Annotated in this window: 19 protein-coding genes, 1 pseudogene and 2 riboswitches; of the genes and pseudogenes, 5 read left to right on the plus strand and 15 right to left on the minus strand. The window is 73.1% G+C overall.

From position 1 onward, the window contains the following. Nucleotides 1-4 precede the first annotated feature (4 nt). Nucleotides 5-95: riboswitch (ZMP/ZTP riboswitch) on the minus strand. Between the two features lie 151 nt (nucleotides 96-246). The 4 genes from rpiB to prfA form a co-directional block, all read right to left on the minus strand. Next, the gene (gene rpiB, locus ACVUH9_RS11355; protein ID WP_475756922.1) at nucleotides 247-711 is read right to left on the minus strand and encodes a ribose 5-phosphate isomerase B; all 465 of its coding nucleotides are present in this window, start codon (nucleotides 709-711) and stop codon (nucleotides 247-249) included. Nucleotides 712-783: 72 nt separating this feature from the next. Then, nucleotides 784-1,425, minus strand: a complete 642-nt coding sequence (locus tag ACVUH9_RS11360) for an L-threonylcarbamoyladenylate synthase (protein WP_475756924.1) — start codon at nucleotides 1,423-1,425, stop codon at nucleotides 784-786. Between the two features lies 1 nt (nucleotide 1,426). Further along, nucleotides 1,427-2,347, minus strand: a complete 921-nt coding sequence (prmC, locus tag ACVUH9_RS11365; RefSeq protein WP_475756926.1) for a peptide chain release factor N(5)-glutamine methyltransferase — start codon at nucleotides 2,345-2,347, stop codon at nucleotides 1,427-1,429. After that, nucleotides 2,344-3,396, minus strand: coding sequence for a peptide chain release factor 1 (gene prfA, locus ACVUH9_RS11370; RefSeq protein ID WP_475756928.1), 1,053 nt, complete (start codon nucleotides 3,394-3,396; stop codon nucleotides 2,344-2,346). The genes prmC and prfA overlap by 4 nt, the downstream gene beginning before the upstream one ends. A gap of 180 nt (nucleotides 3,397-3,576) precedes the next feature. On the opposite strand from prfA, the gene ACVUH9_RS11375 reads away from it, so the two are divergent. Both ACVUH9_RS11375 and ACVUH9_RS11380 read left to right on the plus strand, forming a co-directional pair. Next, nucleotides 3,577-3,915 carry a YciI family protein gene (locus tag ACVUH9_RS11375; RefSeq protein WP_475756929.1) on the plus strand — a complete coding sequence of 113 codons (339 nt, stop codon included), beginning with the start codon at nucleotides 3,577-3,579 and terminating at the stop codon, nucleotides 3,913-3,915. A 38-nt stretch (nucleotides 3,916-3,953) separates the two neighbouring features. Next, nucleotides 3,954-5,096, plus strand: coding sequence for an RNA polymerase sigma factor (locus tag ACVUH9_RS11380; protein WP_475756931.1), 1,143 nt, complete (start codon nucleotides 3,954-3,956; stop codon nucleotides 5,094-5,096). A gap of 27 nt (nucleotides 5,097-5,123) precedes the next feature. Here ACVUH9_RS11380 and ACVUH9_RS11385 read toward each other — a convergent pair whose 3' ends face one another. From ACVUH9_RS11385 to ACVUH9_RS11395, 3 genes and pseudogenes are all read right to left on the minus strand, one after another. After that, nucleotides 5,124-6,224, minus strand: coding sequence for a DUF1385 domain-containing protein (locus ACVUH9_RS11385; protein ID WP_475756933.1), 1,101 nt, complete (start codon nucleotides 6,222-6,224; stop codon nucleotides 5,124-5,126). Nucleotides 6,225-6,325: 101 nt separating this feature from the next. Beyond that, nucleotides 6,326-6,553: pseudogene (locus ACVUH9_RS11390) on the minus strand (type B 50S ribosomal protein L31); the annotation flags it as partial. Between the two features lie 44 nt (nucleotides 6,554-6,597). After that, complete coding sequence (locus ACVUH9_RS11395) at nucleotides 6,598-7,401, minus strand: hypothetical protein (protein ID WP_475756935.1); 804 nt, start codon at nucleotides 7,399-7,401, stop codon at nucleotides 6,598-6,600. A 185-nt stretch (nucleotides 7,402-7,586) separates the two neighbouring features. On the opposite strand from ACVUH9_RS11395, the gene ACVUH9_RS11400 reads away from it, so the two are divergent. Next, nucleotides 7,587-8,336, plus strand: coding sequence for an ABC transporter ATP-binding protein (locus tag ACVUH9_RS11400; RefSeq protein WP_475756937.1), 750 nt, complete (start codon nucleotides 7,587-7,589; stop codon nucleotides 8,334-8,336). Continuing rightward, nucleotides 8,333-10,387: a hypothetical protein gene (locus tag ACVUH9_RS11405; protein WP_475756939.1), complete on the plus strand. Its 2,055-nt coding sequence runs from the start codon at nucleotides 8,333-8,335 to the stop codon at nucleotides 10,385-10,387. Before ACVUH9_RS11400 ends, ACVUH9_RS11405 begins: the two co-directional genes overlap by 4 nt. A gap of 159 nt (nucleotides 10,388-10,546) precedes the next feature. Here the strand turns inward: ACVUH9_RS11405 and ACVUH9_RS11410 are convergent, their stop codons facing one another. The 8 genes from ACVUH9_RS11410 to ACVUH9_RS11445 all read right to left on the minus strand — a co-directional run bounded on the left by ACVUH9_RS11410 (nucleotide 10,547) and on the right by ACVUH9_RS11445 (nucleotide 19,082). Further along, on the minus strand, nucleotides 10,547-12,271 hold the full coding sequence (locus tag ACVUH9_RS11410) for an electron transfer flavoprotein-ubiquinone oxidoreductase (protein WP_475756941.1): 1,725 nt from the start codon (nucleotides 12,269-12,271) through the stop codon (nucleotides 10,547-10,549). A gap of 5 nt (nucleotides 12,272-12,276) precedes the next feature. Further along, a complete protein-coding gene (locus ACVUH9_RS11415) occupies nucleotides 12,277-13,248 on the minus strand; it encodes an electron transfer flavoprotein subunit alpha/FixB family protein (protein WP_475756943.1) in 972 nt (323 codons plus the stop codon). Beyond that, nucleotides 13,248-14,042 (minus strand): electron transfer flavoprotein subunit beta/FixA family protein, encoded by a 795-nt coding sequence (locus ACVUH9_RS11420; protein WP_475756945.1) that lies wholly within the window; start codon nucleotides 14,040-14,042, stop codon nucleotides 13,248-13,250. Before ACVUH9_RS11420 ends, ACVUH9_RS11415 begins: the two co-directional genes overlap by 1 nt. A 369-nt stretch (nucleotides 14,043-14,411) precedes the next feature. Continuing rightward, the gene (locus tag ACVUH9_RS11425; protein WP_475756947.1) at nucleotides 14,412-15,011 is read right to left on the minus strand and encodes a biotin transporter BioY; all 600 of its coding nucleotides are present in this window, start codon (nucleotides 15,009-15,011) and stop codon (nucleotides 14,412-14,414) included. 109 nt (nucleotides 15,012-15,120) lie between these two features. After that, nucleotides 15,121-15,627: a MarR family winged helix-turn-helix transcriptional regulator gene (locus tag ACVUH9_RS11430; protein ID WP_475756949.1), complete on the minus strand. Its 507-nt coding sequence runs from the start codon at nucleotides 15,625-15,627 to the stop codon at nucleotides 15,121-15,123. 61 nt (nucleotides 15,628-15,688) lie between these two features. Then, nucleotides 15,689-16,363, minus strand: a complete 675-nt coding sequence (locus tag ACVUH9_RS11435) for a transglycosylase family protein (protein ID WP_475756951.1) — start codon at nucleotides 16,361-16,363, stop codon at nucleotides 15,689-15,691. Between the two features lie 7 nt (nucleotides 16,364-16,370). Beyond that, nucleotides 16,371-16,531: riboswitch (cyclic di-AMP (ydaO/yuaA leader) on the minus strand. Between the two features lie 157 nt (nucleotides 16,532-16,688). Then, nucleotides 16,689-17,534, minus strand: coding sequence for an HAD family hydrolase (locus ACVUH9_RS11440; protein ID WP_475756953.1), 846 nt, complete (start codon nucleotides 17,532-17,534; stop codon nucleotides 16,689-16,691). A 375-nt stretch (nucleotides 17,535-17,909) separates the two neighbouring features. Next, on the minus strand, nucleotides 17,910-19,082 hold the full coding sequence (locus ACVUH9_RS11445) for an acetyl-CoA C-acyltransferase (RefSeq protein WP_475756955.1): 1,173 nt from the start codon (nucleotides 19,080-19,082) through the stop codon (nucleotides 17,910-17,912). A gap of 91 nt (nucleotides 19,083-19,173) precedes the next feature. On the opposite strand from ACVUH9_RS11445, the gene ACVUH9_RS11450 reads away from it, so the two are divergent. Continuing rightward, entirely contained in the window at nucleotides 19,174-20,664 is a 1,491-nt protein-coding gene (locus ACVUH9_RS11450; protein ID WP_475756956.1) for a leucyl aminopeptidase family protein, read from the plus strand. The last annotated feature ends 86 nt before the right edge of the window (nucleotides 20,665-20,750 follow it).

Here is a 20,750-nt window from a genome sequence, read left to right on the forward strand (position 1 = left end):
AACGGTTCGGTGCCCAGGCGCGCGGCAAACTGCGATCCAGCGGTGTCGCTTCCCGGTGGTCCGTTCCACCCGTGGCGCCAGTTACGACGCCGCCAATCCTACCGATCGGCCCCGACCACGCCGCGCGGGTGGCACCAACGGCGAACCGCGATCGTGGTCGACACCGGAAGCACCGCGCGCGGCCCGCGACCCGGCCGGCGGATCCCGGCGCGGCGGGCAGCAGCCGTGATCAGGCTGCCGCGGCGATCAGGCGGCGGGCGGCGTGCCCGCGCCGCCCCGCTCGACGTCGGCGATCTCGTCGACGCGGCGCTCGTGGCGTCCCCCGTCGAACTCGGTGGCGAGGAAGGCGGAGACGATCGCGTCGGCCGTGACCCCGTCGATCCGCGCCTCCGAGAGACCGAGGACGTTGATCCCGTTGTGGCGCCGCGCCATCGTCGCCTCGTCGGCGTCGTGCGCGTTGACGGCGCGGATCCCGTCGATCTTGTTGGCCGTGATCGTGACGCCGTTGCCCGAGCCGCAGACGAGCACGCCGCGCTCGGCGTCCCCGGCCGCGACCAGGCGCGCCGCCTTGGCCGCGTACTGCGGGTAGTCGGTCGACTCGGCCGACGTCGTGCCGGCGTCGATCACCTCGTGACCCTGGCTCCGCAACGTCGTCTTGACGTGCTCCTTGAGCGTGAACCCGGCGTGGTCGGAGGCGACGGCGATCCGCATACCCGGATCGTACGGTGTCGGGCCGAGGTCGGGCGTGCCCGGGCGGCCGTGCGAAACCGGTCCGCGCCACGCTCAGGCGCCCAGGGCCGCGGCGATCGCCGCGGCGGGCACGGCGCCCTCGCGCACGATCCGCCACCCGCCCGAGCGATCGTCGGGCAGGCCGCGCAGGTCCACGATCGTCGAGGCGGTGCCGGGCCGTTGCCCACCGTCGAGCTCGACCTCGCAGCCGGCCCGGATCGCGGCCGGGACGGCGTCGATCCGGGACGGGGCCGGCTCCCCGGCCAGGTTCGCGCTGGTCTGGACGACCGGCGGTGCGAGCACCGGCACCGCGAGCCGCGGCACCCGCACCCCGAGCGTGCCCCGGTCCGCGCCGACCGCGACCGGATAGCGCCCGGCCGGGTTCGGCACCAGCACGCCCACCGGCCCCGGGAGCAGCGCCCGCAGGGCGTCGAGGACGACCTCCGGCACGCCGTCGCCGCCGAGCAGATCGAGCACGTCGGCGAGCGACCAGAACAGGACCGACGACGGCTTCGCCGGATCCCGCCGCTTGAGGGTCGCGATCCGACGGACGGCGTCGGGGTGGCGCGGATCGGCCGCGAGCCCATAGACGGTCTCGGCCGGGAACAGCCCGATCCCGCCAGCGGCGGTGACCGTGGTCAGCTGCGCGATCGCCTCGGGCGACAGCGGCAGCACGTCCTCCGCCCCGCCGAGCACCTCAGGCCCCCGCGGAGCCGGTCGCCCCGGACGCGCCGTCGACGTCGGGGTCGGCCGCGGACGCGGGGCGCCCGACGACGACCCGTCCGATCCCGGCCAGGTCGTCGCGGACCTCGGTCCGGACGAAGCCGTGCTCGTGGGCGAGCGCGACCGTCGCCGGCGGCTGGCCCTCCCCGACCTCGATCGCGATCAGGTCGGCACCCGCGTCGCGTGCGGCGGGCAGCAGTCGGCGGACGACGTCGAGCCCGTCCTCACCGCCGAACAGGGCCAGGCCCGGATCGTGCCGGACGACCTCCGGCGGCAGCGTCGCGCGGTCGGACTCAGGGATGTACGGCGGGTTCGAGAGGACCGCGAGGAAGCCGGGGGCCGCGGGCGTCCCGCGGCCCAGCGTCTCCCCCAGCCCGGCCAGCAGGTCGCCCTCGTGGAAGCGGACCGCGAGGCCGAGCCGTGCGGCGTTGGCGCGGGCGACGTCGAGCGCGTCGGCGGAGATGTCGGTCGCGTGGACGACCAGGTCCGGCCGCTCGTGGGCGAGCGCGAGCGCGATCGCGCCGCTGCCGGTGCCGACGTCGATCACCGTCGCGCCGTCGGGCAGCTCGAGGCCGACCTCGACCAGCAGCTCGGTCTCCGGCCGCGGGATCAGGACCCGCCGGTCGACCTCCAGGTCGAGGTAGCGGAAGCCACGGACCCCGAGCAGGTGGGCGACCGACTCGCGCTCGTCGGCGCGGCGCCGCTCGAGGTCGTCGAGCTTCCGCGCCTGGGCGTCCGTCAGCGGGTGGTCCGGCGACAGGAACAGCTGCGCGCGGGTCTGCTCGAGGACGTGCGCGACCAGCAGCTCGGCGTCCAGCCGCGGGGAGTCGATGCCCGCTTCCTCGAACCGCGCGGTCAGCCGCCGGATCGTCGCCCCGACCCGCGGCTTGGTCACGACTCCGCGGTCGCCAGCTGCTCGAGCAGCCGGCGCTTCTCGTCGGCCTGGAGCCCGCCGGTGAACTCCTCCAGCTCGCCCTCGAGGATCGATTCGAGCGCGTACTTCGTGAGCTTGATCCGGTGGTCGGTGACCCGGCCCTCGCCGAAGTTGTAGGTGCGGATCTTCTCCGCCCGGTCGCCGCTGCCGACCTGCGCGCTGCGGGCCGCCGACTGCGCCGCCTGCTGCTCGGCCATCGCGTGCTCGTAGAGCCGCGCCCGCAGCACCCGGAGCGCCTTCTCGCGGTTCTGCAGCTGCGACTTCTCGTCCTGCATCGAGACGACCACGCCGGAGGGCTTGTGCGTGATCCGGACCGCCGAGTCGGTGGTGTTGACCGACTGACCACCCGGGCCGGACGAGCGGTAGACGTCGATCTGGAGGTCGCTCTGCTCGATGTGGATGTCGACGTCCTCGGCCTCGGGCAGGACCGCGACGGTGCAGGTCGAGGTGTGGATCCGGCCCTGGGTCTCGGTCGCCGGAACGCGCTGCACGCGGTGGGTGCCGGCTTCCCACTTGAAGACCGAGAACGCGCCGTCGCCCTTGACCGCGAACGTGTACTTGCCGTCGGAGACCTGCAGCGGCTCCGTCTTGAACCCGCGACGCTCGGCGTACTTGGTGAGCATCCGGTAGATGTCGCCGGCGAACAGGTCGCCCTCCTCGCCGCCCGCGCCGCCCTGGACCTCGACGATCACGTCCTTGTCGTCGTTGGGGTCCGGATCGACCATCGCGACCCGGATCTCCTCCTCCAACTCGGTGATCCGCGCCTTGGCGGTGTCGAGCATCTCGCGCAGCTCGGGGTCCTCGTCCTCGGCGAGCATCTCGCGCGCTCCGGCCGCGTCGTCGGTCGCCCGCCGCCACTCGCCAGCGAGCCGAACCGCGTCCTGCATCCGGCGGTACTCGCGGCCGACGTCGGCGTAGCGCTTGCGATCCCCGATCACCACGGGATCGACGATCTGGGACTCGAGGTCGGCGAACCGCGCTTCGATCTGGTCAACCAACGCTTCGATCACAACAACCGAGCGTACTGCCTGGCTGCCCGCGACCTTGCCCAGGATCCCCCGGACGTCCAGCGGTCGGCGAGCATGGGCAGGCCGGTCGACGCCATCCCTACGGCAATCTTGAGCCCCGCTGTCCCCGTTCGCCGTTCCCGTTCGTCTCCTAGGTAGAACCGTTCAACGAGGAGCACCTCCATGAAGTACGCCCTGCTGATCCACACCTCCCGCAAGATGCCGACCGGGACCCCCGACGCGGCCGCGGCCGCGATCTCGGCCGAGTACCAGGCGATCTACGACCTGCCCGGCGTCTACGCCGGCGACCAGCTGCAGCCCGTCCAGACGGCGACGACGGTCCGCGTCCAGGACGACCGACTGCTGACCACCGACGGCCCGTTCGCGGAGATGAAGGAGGTCTTCGCCGGCTATTACCTGGTCGACGTCGCCGATCTCGACGCCGCGCTCGAGATCGCTCGTCAGGTTCCCGCGGCCCGGATGGGCGGCGCCGTCGAGGTCCGCCCGCTGGTGGAGCGGTAGCCCTGCTCGACCGGGTCTTCCGCGACGAGTGGGGCCACGTGGTGGCCTCGCTCACCGGCTTCCTCGGCGACGTCGATCGTGCCGAGGAGGCCGCACAGGAGGCGTTCGCCGTCGCGGCCGAGCGCTGGCCGCGGACGGGCGCCCCGGAGCACCCGACCGCCTGGCTGATCGCGACGGCGCGCAACCGCGCGATCGACCGGATCCGCCGCGAGCGGACGCTGGCGACCAAGACCCAGCTGCTGGCGGCCGAGATCCCGGAGCCCACCGTGGACTACGACGAGACGACGGTCTTCCGCGACGAACGGCTGGAGCTGTTCTTCACCTGCTGCCACCCGGCGCTGGCGACCGAGGCCCAGGTCGCGTTGACCCTGCGGACCCTCGGGGGCCTGCGGACCGCCGAGATCGCCCGGGCCTTCCTCGTCCCGCAGGAGACGATGAAGCGGCGCCTGGTGCGGGCCAAGGGCAAGATCCGCGACGCCGGGATCCCCTTCCGCGTGCCGCCCGCCCACCTCCTGCCCGACCGACTCGGTGCGGTCCTCAGCGTCGTCTACCTGATCTTCAACGCGGGCTTCGCCGAGCGGCCCGAGCTGGCTACCGAGGCGATCCGTCTCGGACGGGCGCTCACCGAGCTGCTGCCCGACGAGCCCGAGGTCCGGGGCCTGCTCGCGCTGATGCTGCTGCACGACGCTCGCCGGGACGCCCGCGTCGTCGCCGGCGAGCTGGTGCGGCTGGAGGACCAGGACCGCCGGCGCTGGGACCTCGCCCACGTGGCGGAGGGCCGTGCCCTGCTCGACCGCGCGATCGCCCTCCGCGGTCCCGGGGCGACCGGGGCCTACGTGCTCCAGGCCGCGATCGCCGCCCTCCACGCGGACGAGCCGCGCGACTGGCCGCAGATCGCCGTGCTCTACCGGACGCTGCTCGACCAGACCGGATCGCCGGTCGTCGCGCTCAACCACGCGATCGCGGTCGCGATGGCCGGGGATCCCGCGGCGGCGTTGGGGCTGGTCGACGGGCTGGCGCTCGACGCCTTCCCGTACCTCCACTCGACCCGCGGCGAGCTGCTGCGTCGCCTCGACCGCCCCGACGAGGCGCGCGCCGCCTTCGAGCGTGCGCTCGCGCTCACCACCACCGACCTCGAGCGCCGCTTCCTCCAACGCCAGCTCGCCGACCTGCGCGGCTAGTCGGGCACCCAAGACCGCGCGCGGCCGCTAGGCGGCTACTTCGATGCCCACGAGGTCGCGGCCCTTCGCCGCCCGCGGGTCCTCGCGGGCGAGCACCGCGCGCAGGCCGGCGATCGCGACCGCGAGCTGGTCGTGGTCGGGCTCGCGCGTGGTCAGCCGCTGGAGCTGCAGGCCGGGCCACATCACCAGCTGCACGACCCGGTTGCCCCGGTGCCGGCCGGCGAACTTGATCGCCTCGAACGAGAGCCCGATGATCAGCGGGATCCCCAGCACGCGACTGGCGAACAGCCAGTACCACTCGGGCAGCCCGAGCGGCGCGAAGACGAAGATCGCGACGATCATCACCACCAGCAGGAAGCTCGTCCCACAGCGTGGATGCAGGCGACTGAAGCGGGCGGCGTTCTCCGGCGTCAGCGGCAGTCCCGCCTCGTAGCACGCGATCGTCTGGTGCTCGGCTCCGTGGTACTCGAAGACCCGCCGCAGGTCCGCCATCCGCGTGATCAGGACCAGGTACCCGATGAAGATCGTCGTCCGCACGATCCCCTCGACGAGCCAGAACAGCCAGCCCGATCCGAGCTGGTCCTTGATCAGGCTGGTCAGCCCGACCGGGGCGAGGAAGAAGAGGCCGACGGCGAGCGCGATCGCGCCGAGCATCGCGATCACCCAGGTGCCGGTGGCGATCTCCTCCTCGGCCTCGTCGGTCTGCGCGTTGGCGGCGATCCGCAGCGCGCGGAAGCCCATCCGCAGCGCCTCGCCGAGGGCGACGACCCCACGCAGGACGGGGAGCCGCAGGATCCGGCGGCGGGCGAGGACCGATCGGAACGGGAAGACCTGGACGTCGATCTCACCCGCCGCGGCCTCACCGGAAGGCAGCACGCCGTCGACGAGCTGCTCCGGGAGCGGCTTGCGGACGGCCACCGACCACGTACGAACGCCGCGCATCATGACGCCCTCGATCACGGCTTGGCCGCCGACGGGGGCATCCTGCTGCGCGGCGTAGGAGACGTCGGCGGAAGCGCGCGACGTCGGGTGCGCGGGCCGGCGCGGCCCGCGACTGGTGTCGCGCTCGTCCGTCGACCGCGGGGCGTTCTGGTCGAACGGTCCGCGGTCGCCGGGGCGCGACGGCACTACGCGTCCTGCGGGGCCTCGGCCTCGGAGCTGGCCGCGGCGGCGGGCTTCGCCTCGGTGGCCGGCTTGCTCTCTTCGCTCTCGGCCTGGCGCTTGGCGGCACGACGGCGGAAGCGCTCGACGCGACCGGCGGTATCGACGATCTTCTGCTTGCCCGTGTAGAACGGGTGCGAAGCGGAGGAGAGCTCGACGTCGATGACCGGGTAGGTCACGCCGTCCAGCTCGATCGTCTTCGAGCTCTTGGCCGTCGACCGGGTCAGGAAAATCGCCCCCGCGCCAGCGTCGCGGAACACGACATGATCATACTCGGGGTGGATCTCAGTCTTCATCGCCGAAGCAGGATATCAGTCGTCGTCGGTCCGGGATCGGCCCGTCAGCGCGTCGCCGGGCTACAGGCCACCAGCCGGCTGTTGTCCCGCTCGTTCTGCTCGTCGACCAGCCCGTCCGGATCGACCGTGACCGTGAGCGGCTGACCGCTCACGCACCGCCGACCGGGCACCAGCTCGGTCTCGAAGGCGGACGTCGGCCGGAAGCTGGTTCGCCCGAGCAGCTGGCCGCCCTGCCGGACCTCGAGCACGACGTCGACGTTGCGCAGCGTCTCGAACCGGGCGGCGGAGACCGGCACCCGGTAGACGACCTGCCCACCGGTGGTGCCCGGGGTCCAGCCGATGCTCCCCAGGACCATGAGGTTCGGCCGCAGGTCCGTGATCGGGCACGACCGACTGGTGCGGATCGCCGTCGTCTTGCCCGCCGGGGTGATCCAGCGGTAGCTGACCCGCAGCCGGTAGCTGTTCCCGGGCCGGAGACCCCGCACGGTGATCTTGCGGACCATCTTGACCGAGCCCGACTGGGCGTCCTGCCAGGTCCCGAGCCCGTCCGGTGACTGGGCGCCCTTGAGGGTCGTCCAGCGGCCACGGGGCGCCTGCTCCTGGATCTGCGCCCGGAAGCCGTAGCTGGTCGCCTTGTGGGTGAACTCGCGCAGGCCGACGGTGAACGCGGCGGCCCGTGCCTGCGGGTCGGCGACCGAGGTCGTGCAGGCGCCACGCGTGACGTAGGCGTTCGACGTGCTGACCGTCGCGGCCGAAGCCGAGCCGGTGGCGACGAGGAGCAGGCCGGCGACCGCCGCCGGCAGGGCCAGCGACGGGAACGAGCGACGAAGCGAAGAGACGTAGGGCACGGGCACCAGGGCGAGGCGGAAGGGGGAGCTTGCGGTCCGAGCATCATGCCGGACCGCTGCCCTCTAGAACCGGCGAGTCGGTCGGTAGTTGCGCCAGCGTCGTACCGAAGACCGTCCGCGAGACGGAGGACGGTTCCCCCTCACGACCGATGTGGGTGGAGCCCGCGCGGCCCAGGCTCCGGAGCATGACCCGAACCACGTCCCCCGAGGCACGCCCGTCGCCGGACGACCCGCGCGCTGCCCACGACCCGATCCTGAGCGGGCGCGGACTCCGCAAGCGCTACGGCGAGGCGACCGTCCTCCACGACGTCGACGTCGACGTCCACCGGGGGCGGGCGCTGGCGATCGTCGGCCCCTCCGGCTCCGGCAAGTCGACGCTGCTGCACGTGCTGGCCGCCGTCCTGCCGCCCGACGCGGGCCAGGTCGCGCTCGACGGACGCCGCGTCGACGACCGCAGCGAGAAGGTCCGCGCCGGGCTCCGCCGCTCGACCTTCGGCTTCGTCTTCCAGCAGGGCCTGCTCGTGCCCGAGCTCGACGCCGACGAGAACGTCGCGCTGCCGTCGCTGCTCGGTGGCGTCCGTCGCGGGGCGGCACTGGCCGCCGCGCGGAGCTGGCTCGACCGGCTCGGGATCGGTGACCTCGCCGGTCGCCGCCCCGGCGAGATGTCCGGCGGCCAGATGCAGCGCGTCGCCGTCGCCCGCGCCCTCGCCCACGAGCCGACGGTCGTCTTCGCCGACGAGCCGACCGGCGCGCTCGACGTCGACACCGCCGCCGAGACCGCCGACCTGCTGTTCGCCGCGACCCGCTCCTCCGGGGCCGCGCTGGTCGTGATCACCCACGACATGACGCTCGCCGCCCGCGCCGACGAGGCGGTCTCGATCCGCCGTGGCGTGCTGGAGCCGGTCCGCCTGAGCAGCGCCGGGGTCGCGGCGTGAGCCCGCTCGCCTTCGCCGCCCGGATCTGGCGGCGTGACCGGACGACACGGCGGGCCGCCGTCCTGACCGCCGGGGCGATCGCGATCACCACCGCGCTGATCGTGATGCTCTCGTCGGTCCCCGGTGCGCTCGAGCAACGCGCGCAGCGGACGGCGTGGCGGGTCGTCGACCCGACCAAGCTCGCCCAGCCCAGCGGCGACGACCCGCGGGTCCCGCTCGACCGCGCGGCGGTGCTGTTGGCCAACACCACCTACGAGGTCGGCGGGCGCCAGATCCAGCAGGTCAACGTCGCGCAACGCCAGCCGGTCGCGGCGCCGGACGGGCTGCCGGTGGTCCCCCGCGCCGGCGCGGTGCTCGTCTCCCCGGCGGTCGCCCGGATGCTCCGCGGGCCCGACGGCGACGCCGTGCGCGCCTCGCTCCCCGGACGGGTCGTCGGGACCCTCGGCCGGGCGGCCCTGACCGGGCCGGACGAACGGGTGGTGGTCGCCGGTCGCAGCGTCGCCGCCGTCCGCGCGATCGAGGACGCCGACCCCGACACGCTGGTCGTCGGCCTGCCCGGGCTCCGCGGGATCCCGGCCCAGGCGGCGCCGCTCTACGTCGCGCTCGTCTGGATCGGCCTCGGACTGCTGGTGCTGCCGGCGATCGCGCTCGCGATGCAGATCGCGCGGCTGCTCGCCACCCGCCGCGAGCAACGCAGCGCGGCGCTCCAGCTGGTCGGTGCCGACCCCTCCTGGACCCTCCGCGCGGCCGTCGCCGAGACCACCGCCGCCGCGGCGGTCGGAAGCCTGATCGGGGTCGTGATCGGCGTGCCCGTGGCGCGGTTCGCCCTCGGCCGGGTCTCGTTCAACGGGACCACCTGGTTCGGCGGCGACCTGACGCCCCCGCTCGCGGCGGTCGTCGTCGCGCTCGTCGGGCTCCCGCTCCTGACCGCGCTGGCGACGGCCGCCGCGCACCGTCGCAGCGGCAGCCCGCTCGGCGCGATCCAGCGCCACCGCCCGCGGCGGCTGAGCGCCGCCCGCCTGCTGGCGCTGCCGGTCGCCGCCGGGCTGATGCTGTGGGGCATCACCACCCTCGACGACGGCGGCTCGGTGCTCCCGATCCTGATCGCGCTGACCGCCGTGGTGGCCACGACCGCGATCGTCGGGCCGCTGGTCGTGCTCGCCTTCGGGCACCTGATCCGGCTGCTCTGGCGGCGCCCGGCGACGCTGTTGGCCGCGCGCCGGATGATCGACGAGCCGCGCGCGGTCTGGCGGATCGCCAGCGGCCCGGTGCTCGCGGCGTTCGTCGTCGCGACGATGCTCGGGGCCACGCCCTCCGCCAAGCAGGCGACCGCCGGCGAGGGAACCGCCTGGGAGCGGCAGCACGTGCGGGCCGGGGTCCCGGCCGCCACCGCGACGACGGACGTCGCGGCGGTGCGAACCGCGCTCCGCGAGCAGGGCGACCGACGCCCGGTCCTGCTGGTCCGGCGCGACGAGGGCGGCGCCTGGCGGCCCGTCGCCCCAGGCCGCTCCCTCTCCGATCACGACGGCGGGTTCGCCGTCGCCGTCCCGGCCGGCGCTGACCGGGCCGCGGGCGACCGGGCCTCGGCCGCGCTGGTCCGCGCGCTCCCGGGGGCGGCGGTCGCCGGCGACGAGCGGGCCGAGCCGAGCGCGGCGAGCGCCGACGCGGTGATCGCCGGGGCGATCGGCACGCTGCTGCTGTCGTCGCTGCTGGCGGCACTGGCGACCGCGGTGACCTCGGTCGGCACGGTCCTCGACCGACGCCGGACGCTGGCCGCCCTGCGGATGGCCGGCACGTCGGTCCCGGTCCTGCGGCGAATGATGCAGCGCGAGGTCGCGCTGCCGACGACGATCGGCGTGCTCGCCTCCGGCGGCGGCGGGGTCCTGTTCGCCGCCGGCCTGCTGCTGATCGGCAACCTCGATCCGGTCAGCGTGATCAACCTCCCGCTGGTCACCGCGCTGGCGGTCGCGGTCGCGTTGCCGGTGCTCGCGGTCCGCGCCGCCAGCAGCACGATCGAGCGGGTGACCGCGGGCGGGCCGTCCGCGGAGTGACCCGCGGGCGGGCCGCCACGGCCGACGGAGCCGGGCACCGCCTGCGGTCCCGGGTCCCGAGTCCCGGGCCCCGGCCCCGGAACGACGAACGGCGCCGTGGAAGCTCCACGGCGCCGTCGGTCCAGCGGTCGGCGGGGCGCTGGTGCCCCGCAGCGACGCTCAGGTGATCTGGTACGCGGGGCCGTCGCCGCCCTCGGGCGGGGTCAGGCGACCGCCGCGGGCGGTGATCGCGCCGCACTGCACGCAGTTGGTGTAGTTGACGGTGACGTCGACGAAGCCCTCGGCCGGCTGGTCGTCCTCGATCTCGTACACCCCGGCCGGGCACATCCACTTCCAGGCCTCGGCCACGTCTCGCGGGACGCGCTTCTCGATCCGGATGTGGCTCGGCGCGTCGTCGCGGGTCGCGTTGCCCGTGATGAAGACCGACGACAGCTTGTCGAAGTAGTACTTGCCGTCCGGCTGCGGGTAGCGGTCGCTCATCGGCGCGTCCGGCACCGCCACGACCTGCTCCGCGTCGCGGTGCAGGGTCGGCTTGCCCCCGGGCAGCTTGCCCTTGGTGATGAAGTCGAGCCCGGACAGCCCCGCCCCGACGACCAGACCGTGGGCGTCGAGGATCGGCCGGTTGTTCTTGACCTCGCGCATCGTCTTGCCGACGAGCGAGTCCTCGATCGCCTGCTCGTAGCTGCTGAAGTCGTTCGACCCGGCCTTCAGCTGCTTGAAGATCTCCTGCGCGGCGAGCTTGCCGGCCTCGATCGCCAGGTGCACGCCCTTCAGGCGGGCCATGTCGACCATCGCCCCGCCCTCGCCGGCGATCACGGCGCCGGGCACCGAGAGCTTCGGCTGGGACAGCAGACCGCCGGACTGGATCGCCTTCGCGCCCCAGGCGGTGCGCTCGCCACCCTCCAGGATCTCCTTCACGTACGGGTGCGACTTGAAGGTCTGGAGCATGTCGTGGACCGACACGGTCGCATCCGGCGTGTGCAGCGGGATGACGTAGCCGATCGAGACCTGGTCCTCCCCCATCGGGTAGATCCAGCCGCCGCCGGCCTCCTGATGCTTCTTCTGCGGGCGCGCGGGCCAGCCGAAGGTGTGGACGACCTTGCCGAACGGCTTCTTGACCTTCCAGACCTCCTTGGCGCCGATCTCCCAGATCGCCGGCTGCTTGCCCGCAGCCAGGTCGAACCGCTTGACGGCAGCACCGGTCAGGTGGCCCCAGTTGCCCTCGGCCAGGACCGTGGCCTTGGCGGTCATGTCCATGCCGGGCTCGAAGTTGCGGAGCTCCTCGCCCTCCTTGCCGCGACCCTTGTCGCCGGTCCGGATGCCGACGACGGCCTCGCCGTCGACGAGCAGCTTGGCCGCCGCGGTCTCGGTCAGGATGTACGCGCCCTGCTCCTCGGCCTGGTCGGCGAGCCAGCGGCACAGCTGGGCGATCGAGACGACCCAGTTGCCCTTGTTCGCGAAGTTCGGCGGGGTCGGCTTGAGCGCGATCGCGCTCTTCTCGCTGCGGAACCAGACGCCGGCGTCGTCCTGCACCTCGGTGTAGGCGAACGGCGCGTTCTCGACGGTGAGGTCGGGGAACAGCTCCTTGAGCGGGCCGGGCTTCATGACCGAGCCGGACAGGTTGTGCGCACCGCACACCTTGCCCTTCTCGATCACGGCGACCGGGACCTCACCCAGCGACTCCAGCAGCTCCGGGTCCTCGCCCAGCAGCTGCAGGAGACGGTTGGCGCAAGCCAGACCAGCGGGGCCGCCACCGACGATGGCGACCCCGACCTCGATCCGCTCGTCCTCGGGATCCGTCGGCGCAGCGACGAACTCCCCGACGACGTCGACCGGGGGCGGGAACTGCGCCGGAGCGACGCCGTTGTTGTCAGTGGCAGCCATGCCGATCAGCCCTTCTTGGCCTTGATCGCCTCGGTCAGCGCCGGGACGATCGCGTGCAGGTCACCAACGACGCCGAGATCCGCGAACTCGAAGATCGGGGCGTTGGAGTCCTTGTTGATGGCGACGATGTTCTCGGCGCTCTGCATGCCGACCTTGTGCTGGATGGCGCCGGAGACGCCCAGCCCGAGGTACAGCTTCGGCGCGACGGTCTTGCCCGTCTGACCGATCTGCCCGGCGTAGGGGAACCAGCCGGCGTCGACGGCGGCACGGGTCGCGGCGACCGCGGCCGTGCTCCCGAACGCGCCCGCGAGGTCCTCGGCGACCGAGAAGTTCTCGGGCGAACCGAGGCCGCGGCCACCGGTGATCAGGATCTTGGCGTCCTCGATGTTGACGTCAGCACCGCGCTGCTCGCCACGCGTGACGATCGAGATCTTGCCCGACGCGTCGGAGAGGTCGACCGTGACATCCTCGACCGCGACGTCCGAACCGGACTCGGCGACCTCGAACGCGTTCAGGCGCCCGACGACGACGCCGAAGCCCTTGAACTTGATCTCGGAGATCTCGCTGTCGCCGAGGATCGGACGCTCGGCGACGAGCGCGCCGCCGTCGACCCGGAGACCGGTGATCTCGACCGCGATGCCGCCGCCGAGGCGCGCGGCGACACCGGCGCCGGCCTCGAAGCCGAGCAGGCCGCCGCCGAAGATCGCGTAGCCGTAGGCGCCGTCGGTGGCGATCTTGGCCACCGCGTCGACGACCGGCTGGGCGACGCCCGCCGGGGCGTTGACGCGCAGCGCCTTGGTCGCGCCGTAGCGGCCGACCGAGCCGGCAACGGCGTCGGAGATGTCGTCGCCGACGAGGACGACGTGCGCCTCGCCACCGAGCTCGGCGGCGAGCTTCGACGCCGTCGAGATCGCGCCCAGCGAGTTCTTGTTGATCGCGCCGTCGTGATGCAGCGCGTAGACCAGGATGTTGCTCATCAGATCAGCTTCCTATCGTCGAGCCACGTGACGATCTTCTCGACCGTCTCCGCGGTGTCGCCGTCCTCAATGATCTCGCCGGCGGCCTTCGCCGGCGGCTGCTTGCTCGACTGCCAGACGGCCTGCGAGCCCTCGGCGCCGACCTTCGACGCGTCGATCCCGGCGTCGGCGACCGACAGCGACTCGAGCGGCTTCTTCTTCGCGCCCATGATCGCCTTCAGCGACGGGTAGCGCGGCTCGTTGATCGCGTCACCGACGGAGATGACGGCCGGCAGCGTGACCTTGACGGTGTCGTAGCCGTACTCGGCCTGGCGCTCGCAGGTCAGCGTGTCGCCGTCGACGTCGAGCTTGATGACCTGGGTCAGCCCGGGCCAACCGAGGTTCTCGGCGACGACCGCGCCGACGGCGTAGGACTGGCCGTCGTCGGACTGCTGGCCCAGCAGGACCAGGTCCGGGTTCTCGCGCTTGACGAGCTCGGCCAGCGCGTAGCCGGTCGCGACCACGTCGGAGCCGGCGAGCGCGTCGTCGGTCAGGTGGATCGAGCGATCCGCGCCGAGCGAGACGGCCTTGTGCAGAGCCTTCTCCGCACCGGACGGGCCGACCGTGATGGCCACGACCTCTTCGACGGGCAGCGCGCCGCTCTCCTTGAGCTGCAGCGCGGCCTCGATCGCATGGGTATCGAACGGGTTCAGCGTCTTCTCGCCACTACGGTCCAGACGACCGGTAGCGGGATCGACATGCTTCTGAACGGCCGCGTCCGGGACCTCTTTCACCAGGACGACGATCTTTGTCACTTGTGAGCCTCCTCGGGGGGCAAACGGGCGGACGGGAGTGTAGCGCGGTTGACTGACGAGTCAATCGGACGTTGCCGCCCCAAGGATACGACTTCCAACCGACGGTAGCTTCCGTGGCTTCGGCAGGGTGGGTACGGCCAGCTGCGCCGCGCGCTCGAACCCTGCCGGGAAGGCCGTTTCCGGCCTGTGCGCCGGGAGGCGCCAGACCGGCTGCGACGCCTCTCCGAGCACGCGTACCGCGCGATCCTATCCCTCCATCGAGCACTCGCGCACGGTGGTCGATGCAGGTCCGGACAGACCGGCCTACGGGTTCGTCGCCGGAGGGCGACGGCGACCGACGGCCGGCCGAAGCCGACCGTCAGCCGGGTGCTAGTGCTTCTCGTAGCGGCGGACGAGCCGCCAGGCCGACGGCATCGCGAGGCCACCGACGACGGCCTTCGCGAGGCCACCGAGGATGAAGATCGTGAAGCCGTAGTGGATCGTGTTCGACCAATCCATGCCGCTGACCGCCTTCAGGACGATCAGGCCCGGCACGAAGACCAGCAGCTGGGCGACGACGAAGGCCAGGAACGCGTAGGCGATCTTGCGGTCGGCGCCACGCTCGGCCATCCAGCCGATCGCCGCGGTCGCGAGCACGAAGCCGACGATGTAGCCGCCGCTGGCGCCCCAGAGGTGGTGGATGCCCGACGCGCCTTCGGCGTAGACCGGCAGGACGAAGCCGAGCGCAACGTAGAGCAGCATCGACAGCACGCCACGGCGGAAGCCGAGCGTCGCGCCGACGAGGCCGACGGCGAGCGTCTGGCCGGTCATCGGGACTGGCGTCATCGGGATCACGATCTGCGCCATCAGACCGGTGAACAGCGCACCGAACATGACGAGGACCGCGTCGCGGACGCGCGCTCCCGGAAGAACGTCGGCGAGGACAAGACGGGGGGCGGCGGCCGCTCCCGGGGCAGTGACTGTGCTCATCTACAGCTCCTTGACGTGGAGCCGGGGACTATTGCGCACCAGGCCCCCGGAACGCGGTGCTGCCGGCGCGGTCCCCGCCGGCCGGGGGGCCACGACCAGACTCACCGGCTCAGCCGACGAAGTCGCCTTCGGCCCGCCGAACCGCCTCCAGCAGGGCGGTCAGCCGCTCCTGCTCGTCCGGCTCCAGCGCCTCGAACCCGAACCCGAACGCGTTCATCTCGAGGGTGGCCGCCTCGGCGACCTGCCGCCCTCGGTCGGTGATCTCCGCCAGCGTCGCGCGGCGGTCGGAGGCGTGCGGCACGCGCCGGACGAAGCCGTCCTGCTCGAGCTTGTCGACGATGTTGGTGACGCTGGTCCGGTGGACCTGGAGCCGCTCGCCGATCTTGCCGAGCGGGAGCGCGCCGCCGCGGGTGAACGAGAGCAGCATCAGCGCCTCGTAGCGCGGGAAGGTCAGGCCGTGCGGACGCAGCAACGCGTTGAGCTGCGCGAGCAGGATCTGCTGGACGCGCATGATCGACGTGACCGCCGCCATCGGACGCGCGGGCTCCGGTCCCCAACGGTCCGTCCAGTGCCGGCGCGCCTCGGCGATCGGGTCGATGCGCAGGGGGCTCGTCACCGTCCCAAGGCTGTCACACGCTCCGGCCGGGAGCCCGGCCGGAGCGTGTCACGCAGTCGCCTCAGCGGCCGCAGACCGGCCACGGGGCGGTGCCCCGGGCGGCGAGCAACCGGGCGGCGATCCGGTCCTGGGTCGCCTCCGAGGCCGCGGCGGGATCGCCGCTGCCGCCGTTGGCGCGCCAGGTCTGGCGATCGAACTGGTACTTGCCGCGGTACGTCCCGTTCGACGAGATCGCGGTCGGGTCGCCCCCGGACTCGCACCGGGCGATCTTGGCCAGGGTCGGGCTGACCGAGGAGCCGGCGGCCGAGGACGCCTTGCGGGCGACCGAGCGGTCGCTGGCCTGGGCACCGACCTTCAGGCCCATCGCACCGAGCGTCTCCGGCCCGATCACGCCGTCGACGCCGATCCCGGCGGAGCGCTGGAAGCCGCGCAGCGCCTTGCGGGTCTGCGGGCCGACGACGCCGTCGGCCGGCACGCCGAGCTTCGTCTGGACGGCCTGGACCGAGGCGCTGCTCGTCTGGGTCTGGGCCGCACCGCCACCCGAGCCGCCACCGGAGGTCGACTGGGCGGTGGCCACGCCGCCGAAGCCCAGTGCGGCGACGACCATCGTGGTCACGGTGACACGGCGGCGACGGCTCCAGCGACGGGTGCTGGCGGCGGCGGTACGGCGGGCCTGCGACGCCCGCAGGCTGCGACGCCACGCAAGCGTGGCGTCCGGTTCGCGAGAGTGACTCACGGGGTACGTCCTTCGTCTCTAGCGCCTACGGGGTTAGCTGACGGGCTCGCGCTCTGAGACGTGCGCTACACCGGAGATTCCGGCGATTCGCCCCGGATCGCCGTGACGGCGATCAGTGGGTCCCCCGCTCCCCACCGACGTGCGGTGGGAACTCGGCATGGGTTATGGAGACCGGAATCCTAGCGAAGCCGCGGCGAGCGGCGCCGCGCCAGCTCTACCGCGTCTACTTCCCGGCTCGCCGCGAACCGGCGAAGGATGGGCCGTGAACCCACCGGGATCGGCCGACCGTCGGACGCGCCGCGCCGCGCGATCGGCGGCCCCGGGATCAGCCGCGGCGACGTCCGACGCCACCGACCGGCCGGCCCGCGGCGGCGGCCCGACCGAGCCCGCCGAGCGCGGCGACCGCGGCCAGCGCGACGCCGGTCTTGAGGTGCGAGGTCAGCCGCTCCAGGCGGATGACCTCCCAGCCCTCCTGCTTGGCGACGCGGGCGAGCGGCTTGTCCGGGTTGACCGCGACCGGATGCCCGACGGCACGCAGCATCGGCAGGTCGGACTCGCTGTCCGAGTACCCCCACGAGGCCTCGAGGTCGAGGCCGTCGCGCTCGGCCAGCGCCCGGATCGCCTCGACCTTGCCCTCGCGGTAGGTCATCGGCCCCGCCAGCCGGCCGGTGTAGCGGCCGTCACGGGTCTCGAGCGGGGCGCCGACGCCGCCGTCGAAGTAGAGGACGTGGGCGATCATCTCGGCAGTGTCCTGCGCCGAGGCGGTGACGATGTAGATCGGCCGGCCCTCGTCCTGGTGCTCCCAGGCGATCGCCAGCATCTCCGGGTAGAGCCGCGGCAGCAGCCCGGCGAGGACCCGCGGCGACAGCCGCTCGAAGTCGCGGACGCGCTGGCCGGCGATGAACTCGCCGACCCGCTCCCAGACCCGGCGGGTGCTGTCGTCGGTCGAGCCGCGCAGCCGGAACTTGAGGTTCTCCCAGCCGTCGGCGGCCAGCCGTCGGCGCGAGATCAGCCCGTAGGCGGCCGCCGCGCGAGCCCAGTAGAAGCCCGACGAGCCCGCGACCAGGGTCTTGTCGAGGTCGAAGAAGGCCGCGGCCCGCAGGCCGCTCGGCTCGTCCGCGGCCACCGGCTCGGTCGGCGTAGCGGACTCTGGCGTCGGATCGGCGGACACGCGAGGGAGGGTAGCGAGCAACCCTTCACCCGACGTGAACACGCTGCGAACAACGGCTCACCCACGGCTGCGGGGGCCGCGGGCGGCGTCTCAGCTCGAACCAACCGCAGCGGTTGCGTCTGAGGTGGTCGTAGGCCGAGCAGGTCGGGAGACCGGCCCGCCCACCCCGAGAGCTGGACGCCACTCCTGCCGAGCCCCGTGCGTGCCGAGATGCGCCGCGTCCACGGCCGCCGCAGACCAACCGCAGCGGTTGCGTCTGAGGTGGTCGTAGGCCGAGCAGGTCGGCTCGCGTGGGCCCGAGAGCTGGCCGCTAGGCCTGCCGAGGCCCACGCGGGCCGAGATGCGACGGCATACGGCCGCCGCAGACGCGACCGCTTAGACCTTGATCAGGATGGCGTCGCCCTGGCCGGTGCCGGAGCACGCGGTGGCGATGCCGTAGCCGCCGCCGCGACGACGCAGCTCCAGCAGGATCGAACCGATGATCCGGGCGCCGGACGCGCCGAGCGGGTGACCGAGGGCGATCGCCCCGCCGTTGACGTTGACGCGGTCCTCGTCGATCCCGAGGTCCTTGATCGTGTTCAGCGCGACCGACGCGAACGCCTCGTTGATCTCCCAGAGGTCGACGTCGGAGGCCTTCAGGCCGGCCTTCTCGAGCGCGATCGCCGAGGCCTTGCCCGGGGTCGTCAGGAGGTTCGGGAACTCGCCCGCGGCCTGGCCGAACGAGACGATCTCGCCCAGGACCTGCTTGCCGTTCTGCTCCGCCCAGACGTCCGAGGACAGCACCAGTGCGCCGCCGCCGTCGTTGACGCCCGGCGAGTTGCCGGCCGTGTGGCTGCCGCCCTTGACCAGGCCCGGGAGCTTGGCGAGCGCCTCGATCGAGGAGCCGCGACGGGGACCCTCGTCGGTGTCGACGACGGTGTCGCCCTTGCGGCCCTTGATCGTCACCGGGACGATCTCGTCGCCGAGCCGGCCGGCGTCGATCGCGGCCAGCGCGTTCTCGTGCGAGCGCAGCGCCCAGCGGTCGAGCTCCTCGCGGGACCAGCCGTGCGCGTCGGCGACCTCGGTCGTCTCGTCGAACATCTGGCGGTGCGTGAACGAGTTCGTGAGCCCGTCGAGGACCATCGAGTCGAGCGTCTTGCCGTCGCCCATCCGGTAGCCGAAGCGGGCGTTGGTCAGCAGGTACGGCGCGAGCGACATCGACTCCATGCCGCCGGCGACCGCGACGTCGTACTCGCCCGCACGCACGTGCAGGTCGACGATCGCCGCCGAGCGGATGCTCGAGGTGCAGACCTTGTTGATGGTCTCCGACGGGACGTCGTTCGGGATCCCGGCGGCGATCTGCGCCTGACGGGCGGTGATCTGGCCCTGACCGGCCTGGATCACGTGCCCCATCACGACGTGCTGGACCTGCTCGGGCGCGACGCCTGCACGCTCGAGAGCGCCCTTGATCGCAACCCCGCCCAGCTCGACGGGCTTGACGGTCGACAGGCCCCCACCGAGCTTGCCGACGGGGGTGCGGGCGGAGCCCAGGATGACGGTCTTGGCCATGGTGCTGCTTCCTCTCGCTCTACGGTGGGGGCGAAGTGTACGAACACGAGCCCGCCCGGCCGTTGCGGCCCGTCCGTGGGACCATCGCCGGATGCTCGAGCGCGAGAACGGCCCCGACGTCCTTGGACGCACAGACACCGTCCCGGCGGCGGCCGCCGACACGATCGTCATCGGCCTGACCGGGGCTGGGCCGATCGGCGCGCCGGCCGGGGCTCCCGTCGACGCGTTCTCGCGGCTGATCGCCTCCGGCGAGGCGCGCCCGAAGCTGGCCCACGTCGCGCACACCCACGCCGACGACGGCACCCGCTGGATCCTCGTCGGACTGGGCGAGGACGGGCCGCAGTCGGCCGAGGAGGGTCGCGCGGCGGCCGGTGCCGCCGTCCGTCGCGCGATCGAGCTGCAGGCCCGGAGCCTCCGGATCGTGCTCGACATGCCGCCCGCCGCGGGGCCGGTCGCCGAGGCCGCCGTGCTCGCCGCCTACTCCCCGGCCAAGCTCACGCGGAAGCCGTCCAGCGACGAACCCGAGCTGACCAGCATCGAGCTGACCGGGCCGGGCGAGTCGCCGCTGCCGGACGAGGCCCACGCGATGATCGCCCGCTCCGTCGTCGTCGCCCGCGCGACCAACGAGGCGCGCCGGCTCCAGCAGCTCCCGGCCAACGTGCTCACGCCGCGCGCGCTCGCCGCCGAGGCGCTCGCGCTGGGGGCCGAGATCGACGGGCTCGACGTCCACGTCGAGGCCGGGCTCGGCGCGCTCCGCCAGCGCGAGATGGGGCTGTTCGCCGCGGTCGCCCACGGCAGCGACGAGCCGCCGGCCCTGATCGTCGTCGAGTACGCCCCGGCCGACGCGACCGGCCCGGTGCTCGGCCTCGTCGGCAAGGCGGTCACCCACGACACCGGCGGCTACTCGCTGAAGACCCCGGCCGGCATGACCAAGATGAAGTTCGACATGTCGGGCGGGGCGGCGGTCCTCCAGGCGATCGCGGCGATCGCCCGGCTCGGCCTGCCGGTGCGGGTGATCGCGGTGATCGCCGCGACCGAGAACCTGGTCAACGGCGCGGCGATGAAGCCGGGCGACGTCTTCGTCGCCGCCAACGGCACCACGGTCGAGGTCACCAACACCGACGCCGAGGGCCGGCTGGTCCTGGCCGACGCGCTGACCCACGCGCTCGAGCTCGGGGCCGAGCGGCTGATCGACATCGCGACCCTGACCGGCGGCGTGGTGACGGCCCTGGGGACCTCGCACGGCGGCCTGATGGGGCGCGACGACGCCTGGCTCGGCGCGGTCGCCGCGGCCGGCGAGCGCAGCGGCGAGCGGGTCTGGGGCCTGCCGCTGGAGGACGAGCACCGTGAGCTGCTCAAGAGCCAGGCGGCCGACCTGACCAACAGCGGCGGTCGGCTGGCGCACGCGATCCAGGGCGCCGCGTTCCTCGAGCGCTTCAGCGGCGACGTGCCGTGGGCGCACGTCGACATGGCGGCGCTCTCCTCCGACCTGCCCCGCAAGTACCTGGCCAAGGGCCCCAGCGGCTGGGGCGTGCGGCTGCTGATCGAAGCGGCGCAGGGCCTGGTCGACGAGGCCGCCTAGGTGTAGTTCCTAGGGAGGTTGTTCATCCGGGTGCCCTTCGGAGAGGCTGGGAGTTGCGAGACACCTAGCCCTCCAAGAAGGCACCC

The sequence above is a fragment of the Patulibacter ginsengiterrae genome, assembly GCF_056269115.1.